The 14,733-nt window shown below is 50.2% G+C and carries 17 protein-coding genes; 7 read left to right on the top strand and 10 right to left on the bottom strand.

The genetic code is table 11. The annotated features are described in order from the left end of the window. Position 1 precedes the first annotated feature (1 nt). Genes cobA through ACO08I_RS01860 form a run of 4 tightly spaced genes read left to right on the top strand, consistent with a single transcriptional unit; the run spans position 2 to position 3,159 of the window. Positions 2-775: a uroporphyrinogen-III C-methyltransferase gene (gene cobA, locus ACO08I_RS01875; RefSeq protein ID WP_421948293.1), complete on the top strand. Its 774-nt coding sequence runs from the start codon at positions 2-4 to the stop codon at positions 773-775. Next, positions 775-1,374 carry a precorrin-2 dehydrogenase/sirohydrochlorin ferrochelatase family protein gene (locus tag ACO08I_RS01870; RefSeq protein ID WP_282773779.1) on the top strand — a complete coding sequence of 200 codons (600 nt, stop codon included), beginning with the start codon at positions 775-777 and terminating at the stop codon, positions 1,372-1,374. The genes cobA and ACO08I_RS01870 overlap by 1 nt, the downstream gene beginning before the upstream one ends. Beyond that, entirely contained in the window at positions 1,371-2,096 is a 726-nt protein-coding gene (locus ACO08I_RS01865; RefSeq protein ID WP_421948292.1) for a phosphoadenylyl-sulfate reductase, read from the top strand. Before ACO08I_RS01870 ends, ACO08I_RS01865 begins: the two co-directional genes overlap by 4 nt. A 58-nt stretch (positions 2,097-2,154) precedes the next feature. Next, positions 2,155-3,159 (top strand): NAD(P)/FAD-dependent oxidoreductase, encoded by a 1,005-nt coding sequence (locus ACO08I_RS01860; RefSeq protein WP_044226409.1) that lies wholly within the window; start codon positions 2,155-2,157, stop codon positions 3,157-3,159. A gap of 64 nt (positions 3,160-3,223) precedes the next feature. Here the strand turns inward: ACO08I_RS01860 and ACO08I_RS01855 are convergent, their stop codons facing one another. Then, entirely contained in the window at positions 3,224-4,087 is an 864-nt protein-coding gene (locus ACO08I_RS01855; protein ID WP_282773783.1) for a queuosine precursor transporter, read from the bottom strand. A gap of 282 nt (positions 4,088-4,369) precedes the next feature. Here ACO08I_RS01855 and ACO08I_RS01850 point away from each other — a divergent pair, with 282 nt between their 5' ends. Next, positions 4,370-4,720 (top strand): translation initiation factor, encoded by a 351-nt coding sequence (locus tag ACO08I_RS01850; RefSeq protein WP_282773785.1) that lies wholly within the window; start codon positions 4,370-4,372, stop codon positions 4,718-4,720. A 3-nt stretch (positions 4,721-4,723) separates the two neighbouring features. Here the strand turns inward: ACO08I_RS01850 and ACO08I_RS01845 are convergent, their stop codons facing one another. Beyond that, positions 4,724-5,806 carry a DUF3810 domain-containing protein gene (locus ACO08I_RS01845; protein ID WP_421948291.1) on the bottom strand — a complete coding sequence of 361 codons (1,083 nt, stop codon included), beginning with the start codon at positions 5,804-5,806 and terminating at the stop codon, positions 4,724-4,726. A 173-nt stretch (positions 5,807-5,979) separates the two neighbouring features. Between ACO08I_RS01845 and trxA the strand changes: the two genes are divergently transcribed. Next, a complete protein-coding gene (gene trxA / locus ACO08I_RS01840) occupies positions 5,980-6,297 on the top strand; it encodes a thioredoxin (protein WP_282773789.1) in 318 nt (105 codons plus the stop codon). Between the two features lie 76 nt (positions 6,298-6,373). Then, positions 6,374-7,306, top strand: a complete 933-nt coding sequence (locus ACO08I_RS01835; RefSeq protein ID WP_282773791.1) for a DUF58 domain-containing protein — start codon at positions 6,374-6,376, stop codon at positions 7,304-7,306. Here ACO08I_RS01835 and ACO08I_RS01830 read toward each other — a convergent pair whose 3' ends face one another. From ACO08I_RS01830 to ACO08I_RS01795, 8 genes are all read right to left on the bottom strand, one after another. Then, entirely contained in the window at positions 7,307-8,065 is a 759-nt protein-coding gene (locus tag ACO08I_RS01830) for a LytR/AlgR family response regulator transcription factor (protein WP_421948290.1), read from the bottom strand. It abuts the gene before it with no gap. Continuing rightward, positions 8,053-10,935, bottom strand: coding sequence for a two-component regulator propeller domain-containing protein (locus ACO08I_RS01825; protein WP_421948289.1), 2,883 nt, complete (start codon positions 10,933-10,935; stop codon positions 8,053-8,055). The genes ACO08I_RS01830 and ACO08I_RS01825 overlap by 13 nt, the downstream gene beginning before the upstream one ends. A 3-nt stretch (positions 10,936-10,938) precedes the next feature. Next, positions 10,939-11,490, bottom strand: a complete 552-nt coding sequence (locus ACO08I_RS01820; protein WP_282781853.1) for a YceI family protein — start codon at positions 11,488-11,490, stop codon at positions 10,939-10,941. A gap of 37 nt (positions 11,491-11,527) precedes the next feature. Continuing rightward, positions 11,528-12,421 (bottom strand): DUF5777 family beta-barrel protein, encoded by an 894-nt coding sequence (locus ACO08I_RS01815; protein ID WP_282781851.1) that lies wholly within the window; start codon positions 12,419-12,421, stop codon positions 11,528-11,530. A gap of 130 nt (positions 12,422-12,551) precedes the next feature. Beyond that, complete coding sequence (locus ACO08I_RS01810) at positions 12,552-13,106, bottom strand: YceI family protein (protein ID WP_421948288.1); 555 nt, start codon at positions 13,104-13,106, stop codon at positions 12,552-12,554. A gap of 47 nt (positions 13,107-13,153) precedes the next feature. Next, the gene (locus ACO08I_RS01805; RefSeq protein ID WP_421948287.1) at positions 13,154-13,564 is read right to left on the bottom strand and encodes an OB-fold protein; all 411 of its coding nucleotides are present in this window, start codon (positions 13,562-13,564) and stop codon (positions 13,154-13,156) included. A gap of 13 nt (positions 13,565-13,577) precedes the next feature. Further along, positions 13,578-13,949, bottom strand: a complete 372-nt coding sequence (locus ACO08I_RS01800; RefSeq protein ID WP_421948286.1) for a hypothetical protein — start codon at positions 13,947-13,949, stop codon at positions 13,578-13,580. Between the two features lie 6 nt (positions 13,950-13,955). Then, the gene (locus ACO08I_RS01795; protein ID WP_421948285.1) at positions 13,956-14,732 is read right to left on the bottom strand and encodes a c-type cytochrome domain-containing protein; all 777 of its coding nucleotides are present in this window, start codon (positions 14,730-14,732) and stop codon (positions 13,956-13,958) included. Position 14,733 lies beyond the last annotated feature (1 nt).

The following is a 14,733-nucleotide window of genomic DNA, read 5'->3' as shown; positions in this document are numbered from 1 at the left end:
CATGAACAAAGAACCTAAGATCACATTGGTAGGTGCCGGCCCGGGCGATCCGGAGCTGCTCACGCTGAAAGGCGCCCGGGCGCTGCGCACCGCAGATGTCATTCTGTACGATGCTTTAATTGATACCCGGCTGCTCAATCACGCCCGCCCCGAAGCGCCCCGCATTTTCGTAGGCAAGCGAGCCGGCGCACACCGCATGTCGCAGGAGGAAATCAATACCTTGCTCGTAAAATCAGCAAAGACACATGGCCACGCTGTCCGGCTGAAAGGAGGTGATGCCTTCGTATTCGGGCGAGGCAAGGAAGAAACCGCCTACGCACAGGAACAAGGCATCCCGGTGGAAATCGTACCGGGTATTTCCAGCTGCATCGCGCTTCCGGAATTGCAGCAGGTACCGCCCACAAGCCGTGGTTACAGTGAAAGCTTCTGGGTCATTACAGGCACTACCCGTTCCGGCGGCTTATCCGGAGATATTGCGCTTGCTGCCAAGTCTACCGCAACCGTTATTGTCCTCATGGGCATGCGGAAAGCAACCGCTATCGCGCAGGAATTCATCAAGCAGGGAAAAGCCGACCTGCCTGCAATGGTCATTTCCAAAGGTTCCACCGCTGATGAACGGCGCGTACTCGGTACCGCAGCAACCCTGCCGGCGCTCATTGAAGCAGCGGCACTGCCCCGTCCCGGTATTTTGGTCTTTGGGGAGGTCGTGCGGCTGCACCCCAACTGGAACTATCAGGCCATCGCTGCCGAACAACCCCTAAAAGAACGCGCCTGATGAAAAATACGCTCTATCCCGTTTTCCTAAAGCTTGACCGCCTGAAGATGCTCATCGTAGGTGCCGGAGAGGTGGGGTGCGAAAAGCTAACCTTTCTGCTCAAAAGCAGCCCGGATGCGCATATCACCGTAGTGGCCCGAGAGGTGCTGCCTCCTGTTTCAGAGCTACTGGAGCATTATCCGGATGTTGACCTCAATATCATTCGAAAAGACTTTGAACCGGCAGACACAGAAGGTTTTGACCTGGTTATTGCCGCAACGAACTTTGAAGATTTGAACCGGCAGGTACGTGACGCCGCAAAAGCCCACGGAGCCCTGGTCAATGTAGCCGACACACCGGCACTTTGCGATTTCTACCTCGGCAGTATCGTGACCCGCGGCAGCCTGAAAGTAGCCATTTCCACCAACGGGCAGTCCCCCACCTTTGCCAAGCGTTTCCGGCAGTGGCTGGAAGCTATACTCCCTGAGGAAACGGATGCCCTGCTCAGCCACCTCAAAGTCTTCCGGGACCAACTCAAAGGAGACTTCGAAACCAAAGTAAAGGAACTCAACAATCTGACCGCTTCCCTCGTGGAGGAGCGCCAAAACCAACAGACATGATAAGCCATACGCATATGACACAACAATGGTCAAAACTTGACGTCAAGCAACTCAACAAAATTTTCACCCCGCTGACCTTTGAGCAGCGGCTCCGGATGCTGAGCCGGTTCTTTCCGCAGGAGGATGTGCTATACACCTCTTCCTTCGGTACCCGTTCTGTGATGCTACTGCACCTGGTATCCCGCTTCCGACCTAAGCAGCCGGTGCATTTTATCAATACGACTTTTCATTTCAAGAAAACTTTGGAATACCGCGAGCAAATTGCGAATGAGTTTGGGCTAAATGTAATTGACGTGCTGCCGGACCAGGCTCAGAATGAGATCACAGCAAAGGAACGGTGGTGGCATTCTAACCCAGACGTCTGCTGCGCCGTCAACAAGGTGCTGCCACTTGAGCCGATCAAGGCAAAGCATAAGGTTTGGATCACTGGGCTAATGGCTTATCAAACCGGATACCGGTCATCCCTTGCCGTCTTTGAAGAGCAGGATGGCATCCTCAAATTCAATCCGCTGATCGACATTGACGAAGGCGAATGGTATTTTTACACGGAATACTACAAACTGCCACGCCATCCCCTGGAAGCCCTGGGTTATGGCTCGGTAGGTTGTGAGCATTGCACCGCCAAGGGGCAGGGCCGGGCGGGCCGCTGGAAAGGCAAAACCAAGACCGAATGTGGTTTGCACCCTGCCGGCTTTGTCAATCAGGTGCAAGAAGGTAAATAACGTTAAAACTCTATTTAGGCAAAAGTGTTTCTTTCACGGAACACGACAATTGGAATCAATGATACAGACTGACATTCTCATCATTGGGGCTGGGCCCTGTGGATTATTTACGGTATTTGAGGCGGGTTTGGTAAAACTGCGCTGCCACCTGGTTGATGCTTTGCCACAGCCGGGCGGGCAGCTTTCTGAAATATACCCTAAGAAGCCTATTTATGATATTCCGGGTTATCCGAGCATCCTGGCACAGGAACTGGTAGACAACCTCATGGAGCAGATCAAGCCTTTCAATCCTGGCTTTACGCTGGGCGAACGGGCGGAAACTATCGAACGGCTGGAGGACGAGTCTTTCCTCCTACGGACCAACCGGGGAACTGAAATCAACGCGCCAGTGATCTGTATCGCCGGTGGGCTGGGCTGTTTTGAGCCCCGCAAGCCGCCCATCAGCAACCTGGCACAATTTGAAGACCGTGGCGTGGACTACATCATCCGCAATCCGGAGGATTACCGGGACAAGCGGGTCGTGGTAGCCGGTGGTGGCGACAGTGCGCTGGACTGGACCATTTTTCTGGCGGATGTGGCAGAAGAAGTGACCCTTATTCATCGCCGCAAGCAATTCCGGGCGGCACCGGACAGTGTGGAGAAAGCCTTCCAACTGGCAGAAGAAGGCCGCATCAAACTGCTGACGGACGCCCAGGCTGTGGGTCTGAAAGGGAATGGCAAACTCACCGACGTGGTGATCAAGCACAAAACGGAAGGCGAGGTGGTCAAATCTACCGATCATTTCATCCCGCTCTTCGGGCTTTCGCCAAAACTGGGGCCCATTGCAGACTGGGGCCTGAATATCGATAAGAATGCCATTGAGGTGGACACCTTCGATTACAGCACGAATGTACCGGGTATTTATGCCGTTGGAGATATCAACACTTACCCTGGCAAGCTTAAGCTTATCCTTTGTGGCTTCCACGAGGCGACCCTGATGGTACAATCCGCTTACAAGCAGATCAATCCGGATAAGAAACTAAGCTTTAAGTATACCACCGTAAATGGTGTGGAAGGGTTCTAACCACACCCTCGTCAAAAAACGATCAGCAATCCGGTGTCAGCCCAGGTAGGGTTGCACCGGATTTTTAGTTATCCCAACTGCCCGCACGGGCTTTCATGGCCGCAGCCCGCTCCTGTCCAAGGTAGTTGTCGATAACGTAATGCGCCAGGTAGATCAAGGGTGTCAGGACAATCGCCATCATGAATTTGTAGGCGTATTGTACGGTCCCTACTGCCAGCAGCTGACTCCAACTCCAGGGCTCCACATTGCCCACCAGCTCCGGACCTAATTTAAAAGCAATAGCAAGTACAACAAAACTGTCGACCAGCTGTGAGATTAGCGTAGAACCAGTAGCGCGCAGCCAGATCATTTTTTCTCCGGTTGCCTCTTTAATTTGATGAAAAGACACCACATCCACCAGCTGTGCAATCAAAAAAGCCGCCAGGGACCCCACGATGATCAGCAGCCCCTGCCCCAGGATTACACTGAAGGCATCTTGCATATCCGGCACCCCTTTATTGACATTCTGCCCCACCCACCAATCGGCTGGTGACAGCTGAATAGCTGCGAAAATCATGAAGAAGGCATAGGTAATCAATCCTACCGCCAGAAAGGAAAGCAGGCGGATACCACGTTTTCCGTAATATTCATTGATCACATCCGTCATGACGAAAACGATGGGCCAGAGCAAAACGCCCGCTGAAAACTGCAGCGCCCCGCTTTGCCCGAAGAGGTTAAAATTGAAACGCTCCCACCCCATCGTGTCTTCCAGTGCGAAAATCTTGACTCCGATAAACTCGGCAACAAGAGCATTGGCAACAAAAAATCCACCGAGGATAACAAACAGAAAAGTAGGCCGGTGCTCAAGCACATCAAGAATCTTAAATTTTGAGGCGTTATTCGGTTCCGATTCTTGCTGCATGGTATCGTTTGTTTCTCCTCTTTTCATACCTTAACGAATGTTTACCCCAGCAAAATCAAATTTTATGCCCTATTGTTTGCTTTTTCCAGAAAAAATAGTTCCCTTTTTATACTGACGATTAAGTGGTTTGCCACAGCAAACCTACTCAATGTCAGCATTTACGCTGGGAAGTGGTTTGCGCTTGCCCTGACAAGCTACGCTTCGTCAGTGGCCAATGTCGCAAACCACTTCGTATTGCGTATATCCAAAATCCCGCCGGGTTCAACATCCTACCGGTAGGATCGTTTTTAGAATACAACCAACCAGTATATGGGAAAAAAGAATAAAAAGAAGCGCTTAGGCGTAGTGTACTCTACCAATCCGGATTTTGATTACGACTACAGCCAACAGGAAGAACAAGATGAAATCCCCGCCAATCAGCAGCGTCTGCGGGTGCTGTTGGACCGCAAACAAAGGGGCGGCAAGGAAGTCACCCTGATTACCGGCTTCCAGGGCCCCGCTGACCGCCTAAAGGAAATCGGCAAAATGTTGAAAACCAAGTGCGGGGTAGGCGGCAGTGCCAAAGATGGCGAAATCCTCATTCAGGGCGACCACCGGGACAAAGTGGTGGAGTTGCTTAAAAAAGAAGGCTTTTCGGATACTAAGAAATCCGGTGGGTAAGGCCTACGATTTCCGGGCTTCTTTCCAGGCTTTGACCATCATGACCACGCGGCTGTAGTTTTTAATCCCCTCTTTGATGCCCTGCGCCTTGAGGTAGGTATCGTATGCAGCGTAGCGCAGCTCCGGCATGATATCAGGGTACTTTCTCAAATTGTCATTGATGGCATCAAGGTCTGCCTGAATGCCTGCAGGCAATTGTTCCCGGAGTGCAAAGTAAGCTTCCCGGTCATAGCGGAGGTAATGCGCGGCAAGGGTGCGAAAATGGTCCAGGTGGCCAGCATAGGCAATAAGCGGGTCCGCTGAGCGGGTGCAGGCTACGTAGGCCCAGAAATTGCAAGTCCCTTCATCTCCAAAACCGTAGCCGTGGGACAGTTCGTGGGCCATTACGGGGATAATAGACAGCGGATCAAGCCCGGCATCCACCTGCCCTTCCCCCGACCAGGGAAAATACATTCCCGAAGAGCTAAACCGGAGGAAAATGCCCCTAGGATAGATACGCTTAGCCCGAACTTTACCGGTAGTGGGGAAGCCCAGTTCTTCCAGCACATCTTCCAAATCTGACCGCAACTGCTCTTCCAAATCTTCCGGCAGAAAAGACGCATCAATAGCGGCGGTATCCGCGCCCTGTATTTTTTTTCGTAGTGCGATTACCTGTTCCGCCTCATCGATCAGTTCTGCCTTCAGTGCCTCAATCGGCAGAGGGCTGAGCACCAAGCCTAATTGCTGCTCTACCGGCACCCGGCCATAGTTGTAGCCCCAAAGCACCAGAAAGAAAAAAACCGCCCCGCCCGCAAAGCCAAGCAGCCCGAGCACTGCCCGGATACCTTTTTCCAAACGGGATACCGACATGCGCCAGAGTGCTCTTGTTTTTACGAAAATGCCGACCAGCAACGCCAGAACAATCAGGTAAAGGACCGGAAAGGGAAGATAAGCTACCGTGTAGTCAATAAAAGTACGGATGCTCAGGAAAAATCCCCGGCTGTAATATTGTTCGGTCCATTCGGGGTAAGCCCCCAGCAAGAGGCGCAGCAGAATAGCTGAGACTCCCAACCCGGCCCAAACCAGGCTACTTTTGTATCTGTTCATGCAGCAATAAACTTTTCTTTTTGTGTGGTTGTTGTGTTCAGGTGACTAAAATCAGCAATTGGAGACGTCTTTCACAGGACGTTTAGATAAGAACAAAGTACTATCTTTGCAACCTCAGGCAAACAACTGCTGTTTTATTTCAAATCATTTAATAACTGACAAAACCACTGAAAATGGCATTTGAATTCACGGATGCAAACTTCAAAGATACCGTACTGGACAAAGAAGGCGTAGCTGTTGTTGACTTTTGGGCAGAATGGTGCGGCCCCTGCCGTATGATTGGCCCGATCATCGAAGAGCTGTCTAAAGAATATGATGGAAAAGCACAAATCGGGAAAGTCAATGTAGACCACAACCCGGAAATTTCCATGAAGTACGGCATTCGCAGTATTCCTACAGTACTCGTCCTGAAAAACGGCGAAGTGGTGGATAAGCAAGTCGGTGTAACGACGAAGAAAGTACTTGCCGATAAGATTGAAGCCCAGCTTTAATCCTTCGGTCAGAATAAAGTGTATCTTAAGCCCTTATCACGCGCAAGCGGTAAGGGCTTAAATTTTTATTTCCTCTATGACACTTAGCGACAATTACGACATTCGGGACCTGGATCAGCTGGAGCTTCTGGCCCGGCAGGTGGTGGAAGGCTTTATCATCGGGCTGCACAAAAGCCCGTTTCACGGTTTTTCGGTGGAATTTGCCGAGCACCGGCTCTACAATCAGGGCGAAGATACCCGCAATATTGACTGGAAGGTGTATGCCCGAACGGACCGTTTATTTACCAAGCGGTTTGAGGAAGAGACCAACCTGCGGTGCCAAATCGTTATCGATACGTCTTCCTCCATGTATTTTCCGGAAGCAGAAGGCAAAGACCGGGGCAACTACCTCAACAAGCTCCGTTTTTCGGCACTTGGCGCTGCCGCACTGATGAACCTGCTTCAAAAGCAACGCGATGCCTTTGGGCTCAGCCTTTTCGACGAATCCGTAAAGACCCATACCCGCTGCAAAAGCAGTACTTCTCACTACCGTCTGATGCTCACCCACCTGGAGGAAGCCATTAATAATCCGGTACGTAACCGTACTACTTCTGCCGCCGAAGCCATTCATCAGATTGCCGACAGCATCCATAAGCGCTCCATGGTCATGATCTTTAGCGACATGTTTGACCAGTCGAGCGATACCGAGCAGTTGTTTTCTGCCCTTCAGCACTTAAAGCATAACAAGCACGAGGTCGTCCTTTTCCACGTCGTAGACAAGGCTCAGGAAATGGACTTTGACTTCGAGAACCGCCCTTACTTATTTGTGGATATGGAGACGGGCGAAGAAGTCCGCCTGCAGTCCAATCAGGTAAAAGACTACTATATTTCTCAGATGAAGCAGTTCAAGGAAGACCTGAAGCTTAAATGCCTGCAATACCACATCGACTTTGTGGAAGCGGACATTAATGAAGGTTTTAAGACTATACTTCAGGGGTATTTGGTGAAGCGGGGGAAGATGCGGGTGTGATCACTCCTCCCCAACCAGCCACTTTTTGAAGTGCGGAGAGCGTTCCGTACTCACAATAACCTCAAAATCGGAAGGTGGTTCCAGTTCAATTTTCACCCTTGACTTTGAGTAGGTATACATCTCTTTGATCGCGTCCAGCCCGACAATAATCTGCCGGTTGATCCGGAAAAAAAGGCGGGGATCCAGCAATTCTTCCAGCTTTTCCAGGGAGTAATCTACCGGATAGCGTTTGCAGTCTTTGGTATTTACGAAGGTGATCTTGTCTTCTGTATAAAAGTAAGCCGCCTCCGCCACATCAATGACTTTGATCGATTGCCCGATTTTGACGAGAAATCGGCGGCTATAGGTATCCACACGCAGGGCTTTGGAGAGTTTTTGGTAATCCAGAGGCTGCGCCATGGAAGTATTACGATTACGGACCTTTCCAAGTGCACCGGCCAGTTCTTCCGGCTTTATGGGTTTCAGCAGGTAGTCCACCGCATTTACCCGGAACGCCTGAATAGCATATTGGTCATACGCCGTGGTAAAAATGATTGGACAAGTGATTTGAGTGTGATTGAAAATCTCGAAGCTCGCACCGTCAGCCAGGTGTATATCCAGGAGCACCAAGTCCGGCATTGGGTGTGCCGAAAACCAGTCCAGGGCGCTTTCTATACTATCCAGCTTTGCCAGGATATGAGCCTCAGAACGAATCGCCAAAATTTGTTTTTCCAGCCGCCGGGCAGCAGCCTGTTCATCCTCAATAATTAAAACATCCATGTTGAAAATCCATTTTTTTGTAAATCTGCAGTGGCATCCAGCAGAGGCAGCTCCACCCTGAAGAGATGATCGTCAGAAACTACCACCAATGGGGGCGCACCCAGCATTTCATATCGCTGCCGCAGGCTTTCCAGCCCAAATGAGGTGGACGATTCCTTCGTAAACTTTGGTTGTACATTATTAGCCACTATAATTTTTCTCCTTTTAATTTCAATTAGAATCCTAAGCTTGCGTGTTGAGGAAATCACATTGTGCTTGACCGCATTCTCCACCAACAGCTGCAACGCAAAAGGCACCACCGCGTACCGGTCGGCATCGGGTACCTTGTATTCCATTTCCAGATTCTCTCCGTAGCGATACTTGAGCAGATACCCATAATCTCTGACCAGGCTCAGCTCTTCTGACAGATTGATCACCGCCTGCTCCCTGTACTGCAGAATGCTACGGTAAAAATCCGATAGCTTATCCACATACTGAACCGCTTCTCCGGGGCTCTCCTCAATGATGGCCGCCAGCGTATTGAAACTATTGAACAGGAAATGAGGGTTAATCTGACTTTTCAGTGCCTCAAACTGGCTCTGCACTTTTTCCTTTTCCAGGCGGGCTATCCGCTGCTGCCGCCGGTCCCGTTGCCTGATCCAGCTAACCAACAACAGGAATAAACCAGCAAGTGCGAGGAGAATGAACCACCATCTCTGCCAGTAAGGAGGATGGATTGTAAACGCATAAGCCACTACCGGCTCGTCGCTGTAAGCATCATTTTCAGTGGAAACCACTTTAAAGGTGTAGGCACCAGGAGGCAGGTTAGAGTAAATCGCTTGCTGATCGCGGGTGGAAATCCAGTCCAGGTCAAAACCATCCAGCTTGTAACGGTATCTCACGGCTTTGGGGTCGGTATACCATAGTCCGGTGAATTCAAAAACGAGGTTATTTTGATTGTGATTGAAGGTGGAAACCAATGGATAATCCACGGGCTCCAAAAAGACAGAAACATTAGTAATCAGCGTTTGGGGGTGAATACTAAGGGGTTCTTCCAATGCGGTATACCTGAGCACCCTGTTTTCCATCCCCAGCCATACCGATCTTCCACTACCAGCGGCTACTGCATTAAGGTTGGGCTCCAGCCCCTTTACCCCGATTCCTTCGTCGTAGTAAATGATATGCCGGGTAAGGGGGTCCAGTAAGTCCACCCCTGAAGGATGAACGATTACGATATTGCCATCCGGTGCCGTGATCAAGCTTGTGATAGCCAGGTCGCGTATCCCTTCCCTAAGGGTCAGGTGGCGAAAGCGAACGCCATCGTATTCAAAGACTCCTTCCCGGGCTGTACTGAACCAAATATGCCCCTGCTTATCTTCGGTAATGGAGTAAACGGCCTGAATGTCGATGCTGTCAATAGTGTTATAGTTATGAAGCTTTCCATCTTCAAGCACACTCAGGCCTTCCCCATCCGTCCCAAACCAAATCCGACCGTGGCTGTCCGGAAAAACGGTATAGGTGAAATTGGTCCCCAGTGCAGACTGCTCATCAAACCTGGGGGTGATGACAGGGCGCTCACCGAATGGGGCTTCCTGAAAGCTATTGACCCCGCCCAGGGTAGCCAGCCAAATAGTGGACCCGCTACCCGTGATATCCAAAATACTGCCGTTGGATAAGCCATCTTTTGCAGTCAGATGAAGAGGCTGCCTCGTATCTGAAGTTAATATATACAATCCCTGCCCAAAGGTACCGGCGTAAAGCTGCCCACCGGGGCTTTCGTACAGGCTGAGCGTATTTTCGGGCAGAATTTTCTCAAATTGATGCGCGCTAAAGTCATAGCGGAACAACCCCGACTGACACCCCACCCAGAGAGCCCCGTCCCTGGATTCCAGGACAGCCTGAATGTCGGGTAGCTTTTGCAACACCTGCTCGAATTTCCGGTTGGCTTTCGAAATGCCGCGAAACTGCTGAATGTTCCAAAGGTTTCCTTCTGCATCTTTCAATAAGTCTAGAATGCGCCCATTTTCGAATGATGGATTTCGCAAATGCGTTAACAGGCTATCCCTGAAAGTGTAACGCAACAATCCGTCCCCATCCGTGCCAATCCATAATTCCTGATTTTGGTAACTGACCATAGCATTAATTGGTGCATAAGGCCAATATTCGAAAGGGATGCTTACTTCGCCCTTGGCAGCGTTGCATAATGCCAGACCTCCGCTATGCGTACCTACCCAGAACAGCCCGGCCTGCCCGGCGGGAATGACCGCACGGACAATTTCGTCAGGCATGCCCTCTGCTTTGCCGATGGTGGTAATTTGTTTCTGCTCCGCTCTAACCTTACAACGGCTCAGCCCCCCATCAGTCCCTACCCACGCATCACCTTCAGGGTCCACATGAATAGTGTAAATATCATCTCCCGGCAAGCCATCGTCTGTATTGATATTGTAAAGGTGCCTGCCGTTGTGGTAGTATAGCCCTTCGCCGTAGGTTGCCACCCAAATCAACTCGTTTGCTCCTTGTCCGAACCCGGTTATTGGTGCATTTGGCAAGCCTTCTTCAATCTGCCACAGCTGAAACTTTGCCTTAGCCTGAAAGAATACGCGACCGTCCTCATACCCCACCCAAAGGCGATCACCAATCTCACCTATTGCAGTTACTTTGTTGTTGCAAATAGAATCCGGCATTAAAAAAGGCTGATAATCCAGCCCGTCAAAGCGGAAAAGCCCTTGCTCCGTTCCTATCCAGATATATCGGTTACCAGCCTGGAAAAGGACAGTTGGCTTCACTTCCTGATATTGCTCGGGCATAGGCTGCAGCTCGAATGAAGGCACCTGCGCTTTCAGGAAGGCGGAAGTAGTGAGCAAGGTGAATATCAGGCTGATTTTATACATACATCAAGGCGTCTTGGGGAGGAAGACCGCCCGGATTTCCACTGCAATCTCTTCGGCAATTTTCTGGTGAACGATCTTAGGGATGCTAATGTCATGCTCTGCCAGCAGGACGGTAAAGTTGGCGTGGACTTCGATCTGCCCCTCTTCCACCTGCAGCTCACTGCGGATGATCCGTTCCCGCTTTATGCCATGTACATTGAGCTGTCCTTTGGCTCTTACCGTATAAAGCCCATCTTTTGTGAAGTCAATGTTTTCGATGATCTTACCGGAGAAAGTGGCATTGGGGTACTGCTTGCTTTCCATGTAATTCTCATTGAAGTGCACCCGCTGCAGCGGGCTGTTAAATCCCTCGAAGGAAGACATAGGCACTGAAAAGGCAAAGGTGCGCTCCTCCGCGTTGATCAGCCCCTTTAATTCCGTGGAAGATGCTTCGATAAGCTCCAGGGGAGCGTCAGACCGGAAGTCTACCGAGCCTTCATTTACTTCGTATAGCTTTGCATCGGGAAGCTGCCCGAAGGTGAGGCCTATCAATGCTATTATCCAGGTAAAGTTCATGTGCTTTCATTTCAGTAAAAGACGAATAGCTCCAAATTTATTGAATTTTCGGGCGGACAACCGTAAAGACCCGGGAAACATTAAAACCAAAGTGGATACCGCCGTTGCCCCAGGTTTCAACGGTTTGGGTCACCAGGCCAGGCTCAATCATAGAGGTGGAATTGGTAAAGTGAAGCTGGAAAACATGCCCGCCGGTTTCAATATCAAACCCTACAGAAAGTGCATTCCGGAAGCCCGGCAGCAATTGATCAGGCAGCACGTAGGTGTATTCTGCATTCAGGGCGACCCGTTTCGTAAGTTTAATTCGGCCGGCAGCAGCAATAGCGTATACATCATGCGCCTCTGCCACTGTTTTGACCAGATTCCGGTGCACCACGGTTGGCGAAACCTGCAGGGAAAAATTCTCACTGAATTTACGCCCTAAAATCAACTGAAAGGTGTAGTACATCCTGGAGCTGAAGTAATTCTCCCGGTCGGGGTTCTGCCATTTCATGGACTGAATGGCGGTGGTAGCCAGGAAGGCCGCCGTGACGGGCATTACTTTTTTTCCCTTGCTTTGCCGGAGAAACTTGTACTTCACAAAACCGTCAAAGGTTTTCTGATAGCTGCTCCGCCCAAGACCTACGGTCAGTTGGTCGGTTATGCCGTAATCTCCCCCGATACGGATAGAGGCGTTGTCCAGCCCAAAAAGCTCATACGCGCCCCGGTTAAGGGTACCAAAGCGGTGGCTGATCTTGATATCCAGTACACCAGCAGAAGTACTTTCCAGGGAATGCAAATTGATCACCCGGTTGGTTTTGAAACTGGCATTAGCATATTCTATGGTCTCTTCTTCTTCCCCCAGTAAGGCGAGCAGGTCGTCTTCCTGAGCATAGAGCACTGCCCCTGAGCCAAGCGTGAACAACAATAAAAACAGTGAAAATTTAGACATAATCCGGCAAGATAAAGGAAGCCGGGCAATTCGGGGGGAAGCAGCCCGGCTTCTACGAAGAGATTAAATATTAGTTCTCATAGCCTTGAGGCAGATGCATGTGATGAATCCAGTCCCCAAAATGCGCTGCTTAGCGGGACAGTGGCTGATAATCAATAGCGACCGTGACTTTTACTTCCTTAGCTATATTGTCTCTGACCACCGCTGGAATTTCAATGTCGTAATCGGCTACAGCGATCGGGAACTCGGAAGCAGCGGAGATAGCATCGCCTTTAACCGTTATTACGCCGGGGGCTTCCACCCTTTGGGTAACACCGTGGATGGTCATATCTCCCGCTACGGTGACCGGGTACTCCCCGTCTTTAGACAGGTTGACCTTCGACCAGTCTTTCACGGCACCCTTAAAGGTCGCCTTGGGATAGGTACTGCTTTCCATGTAGTTTTCATTGAAGTGCTCCTGCATCAGGGCTTTTTCAAACTGAAAGGCTTTGATGAGAATGGCAAATTCCATGCGCCCGCTTTCAGTGTCGAGTACGCTCGTGGCTTTACTGTTGTGCGCCTCAATATTCTCGATAGGTGTGCTGGAAAAGAAAGCAACGTTGCCATCGCGGGTGAAATATTTCTGAGCTTGCATTGCTGTGCCTGACATCAACAGGCAAGCTATAGCGATTGTGATCTTTTTCATGGTAGTATGGTTTATGGTTGTTCAAAAATTATCAATCCGGAAGAGGATTACCCCTTCACCACGCAGCGTACTAAGACTACGTCCATCAGCATGCCTGTGCAGATGCCTTTGACCGTGACTTCTTCGCCGGGCTCAAACGTCGTTTTCTGGTGCTCCGTCAGTTCATCGAGCTGGCAAATGACTCCGAACATATCGTTGCCGCTATTCAGGGTCAGGCTAATGCCGCCTTCTTCATTGGTTGATACCTGCTGCACTTCTCCTTTGACTTCCACTACCTTGTCCAGATAGGTTTCATTGGCAGACAGCTCGTCCTTTTCAAAAGCCTGGAAAAGCTCTGTTGCGGTCATGGTAACGTCCGCATCGGCTTTTTCCATGTTTTGGTGAGGCTTATTGTATTGATAAAATCCAACGGCAGCACCAATAACCGCCAATAACAGGAGGTATTTCAAATATTTCATAGCAATTGAGTTTTTAGTTATCCGGGGCGCCATCGTTCACCCACTTTTCAATTTTTTCGATGGCACAATCAACAAGCTGAGGAGCACCCTGCGGCATAGCCGGAAAGCCACTTTCGTGACGAATGACGCCCAGTAGTTGCCCGTTGTCTGCATAAGTTTTAAGGTTATTATGCCCTTCCAGTGTGACATTCCCGAAATTTGCGGCTGCGTTATGGCAGTTCATGCAGTTATCCTCAATAATCGGGGCGATAGTCGTGGCATAGCCAACATCCAGCGTATCACAACCGGTATTCGGGTACAACTCCTCCTCCACATCATAATAGCAGCCCGGCAAAACCGTAAGCAAAGACATTATTGCGGCAAGTGCGATCAGACAGTTTTTCATCGTACATTAATTGTTAGGTGCGCCTGCTGCTACCCAGGATTTAATTTGATCAATCGTACACTGCGGCAACGGCGACTGTGCGCCCAGCGGCATGGGATCGTAACCGGGAGCCCAGCTGATGACCCCAATCAGCAAGCCTTGTTCCGCGACAGCTTTGATTTTTTCGTAGCTGCTCAGAGAAATACCAGCGTTTGGCACATCATCATTGTGGCAACCGAAGCAATTCGTATTGATCACCGGTAAAACCTGTTCGGCAAAGCTGACCGTAGTCGTATCGCAACCACCTGCTCCGGGGTTGCAGGTTTCGTTCTTTGCGCCCTGTAAAATCCATTTACTGATCAGGTTGATCTGCTGGCTCGTCAGCGGATTATTGGGTGGAGGCGGCATGCGTTTATCGGGGTCATCATCAGTAATCACTTCGTATAAATCGCTGCCATCCAAATCAAAGGCCTCGACATCAGCTGTATTGATCACTGATGTATAGGAGGTCAGGATTACACCGTCCTGTGCACTGTTATCATCATGACAACCACCGAAGGCGCAATTTGAACGCAGGATGGGCAATACATCCAATTCAAAGTATACCACTTCCGGATCGCAAGGCGTCCCCGAAGTATCTACCGGGTTGTCTGTAGAGTCGATCGGGTTGGAGATATCAGTGGTATCTACCGGCGTAATCGGATCATCGCCCAATACCGGGTCATGCCTACAGCTATTGAGACTGAGCGCATAGAATACTGCGCCTGCAATAATAAATATCCAACTGTTGTGCTTCCGTATCATC

It is taken from the genome of Phaeodactylibacter xiamenensis (assembly GCF_965229835.1).
GTDB classification, from domain to species: domain Bacteria; phylum Bacteroidota; class Bacteroidia; order Chitinophagales; family Saprospiraceae; genus Phaeodactylibacter; species Phaeodactylibacter xiamenensis.
Note: the sequence above shows the minus strand (reverse complement) of the source record. Positions and strands in the feature narration are given on the sequence as shown.

Excerpts from the sequence above, each read along its gene's own strand:
- trxA (WP_282773789.1), top strand. The coding sequence starts at position 5,980 with ATGGCATTTGAATTCACGGATGCAAACTTCAAAGATACCGTACTGGAC.
- ACO08I_RS01825 (WP_421948289.1), bottom strand. The coding sequence starts at position 10,935 with ATGTATAAAATCAGCCTGATATTCACCTTGCTCACTACTTCCGCCTTC.
- ACO08I_RS01830 (WP_421948290.1), bottom strand. The coding sequence starts at position 8,065 with ATGGATGTTTTAATTATTGAGGATGAACAGGCTGCTGCCCGGCGGCTG.
- ACO08I_RS01865 (WP_421948292.1), top strand. The coding sequence starts at position 1,371 with ATGATAAGCCATACGCATATGACACAACAATGGTCAAAACTTGACGTC.
- ACO08I_RS01845 (WP_421948291.1), bottom strand. The coding sequence starts at position 5,806 with ATGAACAGATACAAAAGTAGCCTGGTTTGGGCCGGGTTGGGAGTCTCA.
- ACO08I_RS01800 (WP_421948286.1), bottom strand. The coding sequence starts at position 13,949 with ATGAAAAACTGTCTGATCGCACTTGCCGCAATAATGTCTTTGCTTACG.
- ACO08I_RS01860 (WP_044226409.1), top strand. The coding sequence starts at position 2,155 with ATGATACAGACTGACATTCTCATCATTGGGGCTGGGCCCTGTGGATTA.
- ACO08I_RS01795 (WP_421948285.1), bottom strand. The coding sequence starts at position 14,732 with ATGATACGGAAGCACAACAGTTGGATATTTATTATTGCAGGCGCAGTA.
- ACO08I_RS01815 (WP_282781851.1), bottom strand. The coding sequence starts at position 12,421 with ATGTCTAAATTTTCACTGTTTTTATTGTTGTTCACGCTTGGCTCAGGG.
- ACO08I_RS01810 (WP_421948288.1), bottom strand. The coding sequence starts at position 13,106 with ATGAAAAAGATCACAATCGCTATAGCTTGCCTGTTGATGTCAGGCACA.
- ACO08I_RS01820 (WP_282781853.1), bottom strand. The coding sequence starts at position 11,490 with ATGAACTTTACCTGGATAATAGCATTGATAGGCCTCACCTTCGGGCAG.
- cobA (WP_421948293.1), top strand. The coding sequence starts at position 2 with ATGAACAAAGAACCTAAGATCACATTGGTAGGTGCCGGCCCGGGCGAT.
- ACO08I_RS01850 (WP_282773785.1), top strand. The coding sequence starts at position 4,370 with ATGGGAAAAAAGAATAAAAAGAAGCGCTTAGGCGTAGTGTACTCTACC.
- ACO08I_RS01835 (WP_282773791.1), top strand. The coding sequence starts at position 6,374 with ATGACACTTAGCGACAATTACGACATTCGGGACCTGGATCAGCTGGAG.
- ACO08I_RS01855 (WP_282773783.1), bottom strand. The coding sequence starts at position 4,087 with ATGAAAAGAGGAGAAACAAACGATACCATGCAGCAAGAATCGGAACCG.
- ACO08I_RS01870 (WP_282773779.1), top strand. The coding sequence starts at position 775 with ATGAAAAATACGCTCTATCCCGTTTTCCTAAAGCTTGACCGCCTGAAG.
- ACO08I_RS01805 (WP_421948287.1), bottom strand. The coding sequence starts at position 13,564 with ATGAAATATTTGAAATACCTCCTGTTATTGGCGGTTATTGGTGCTGCC.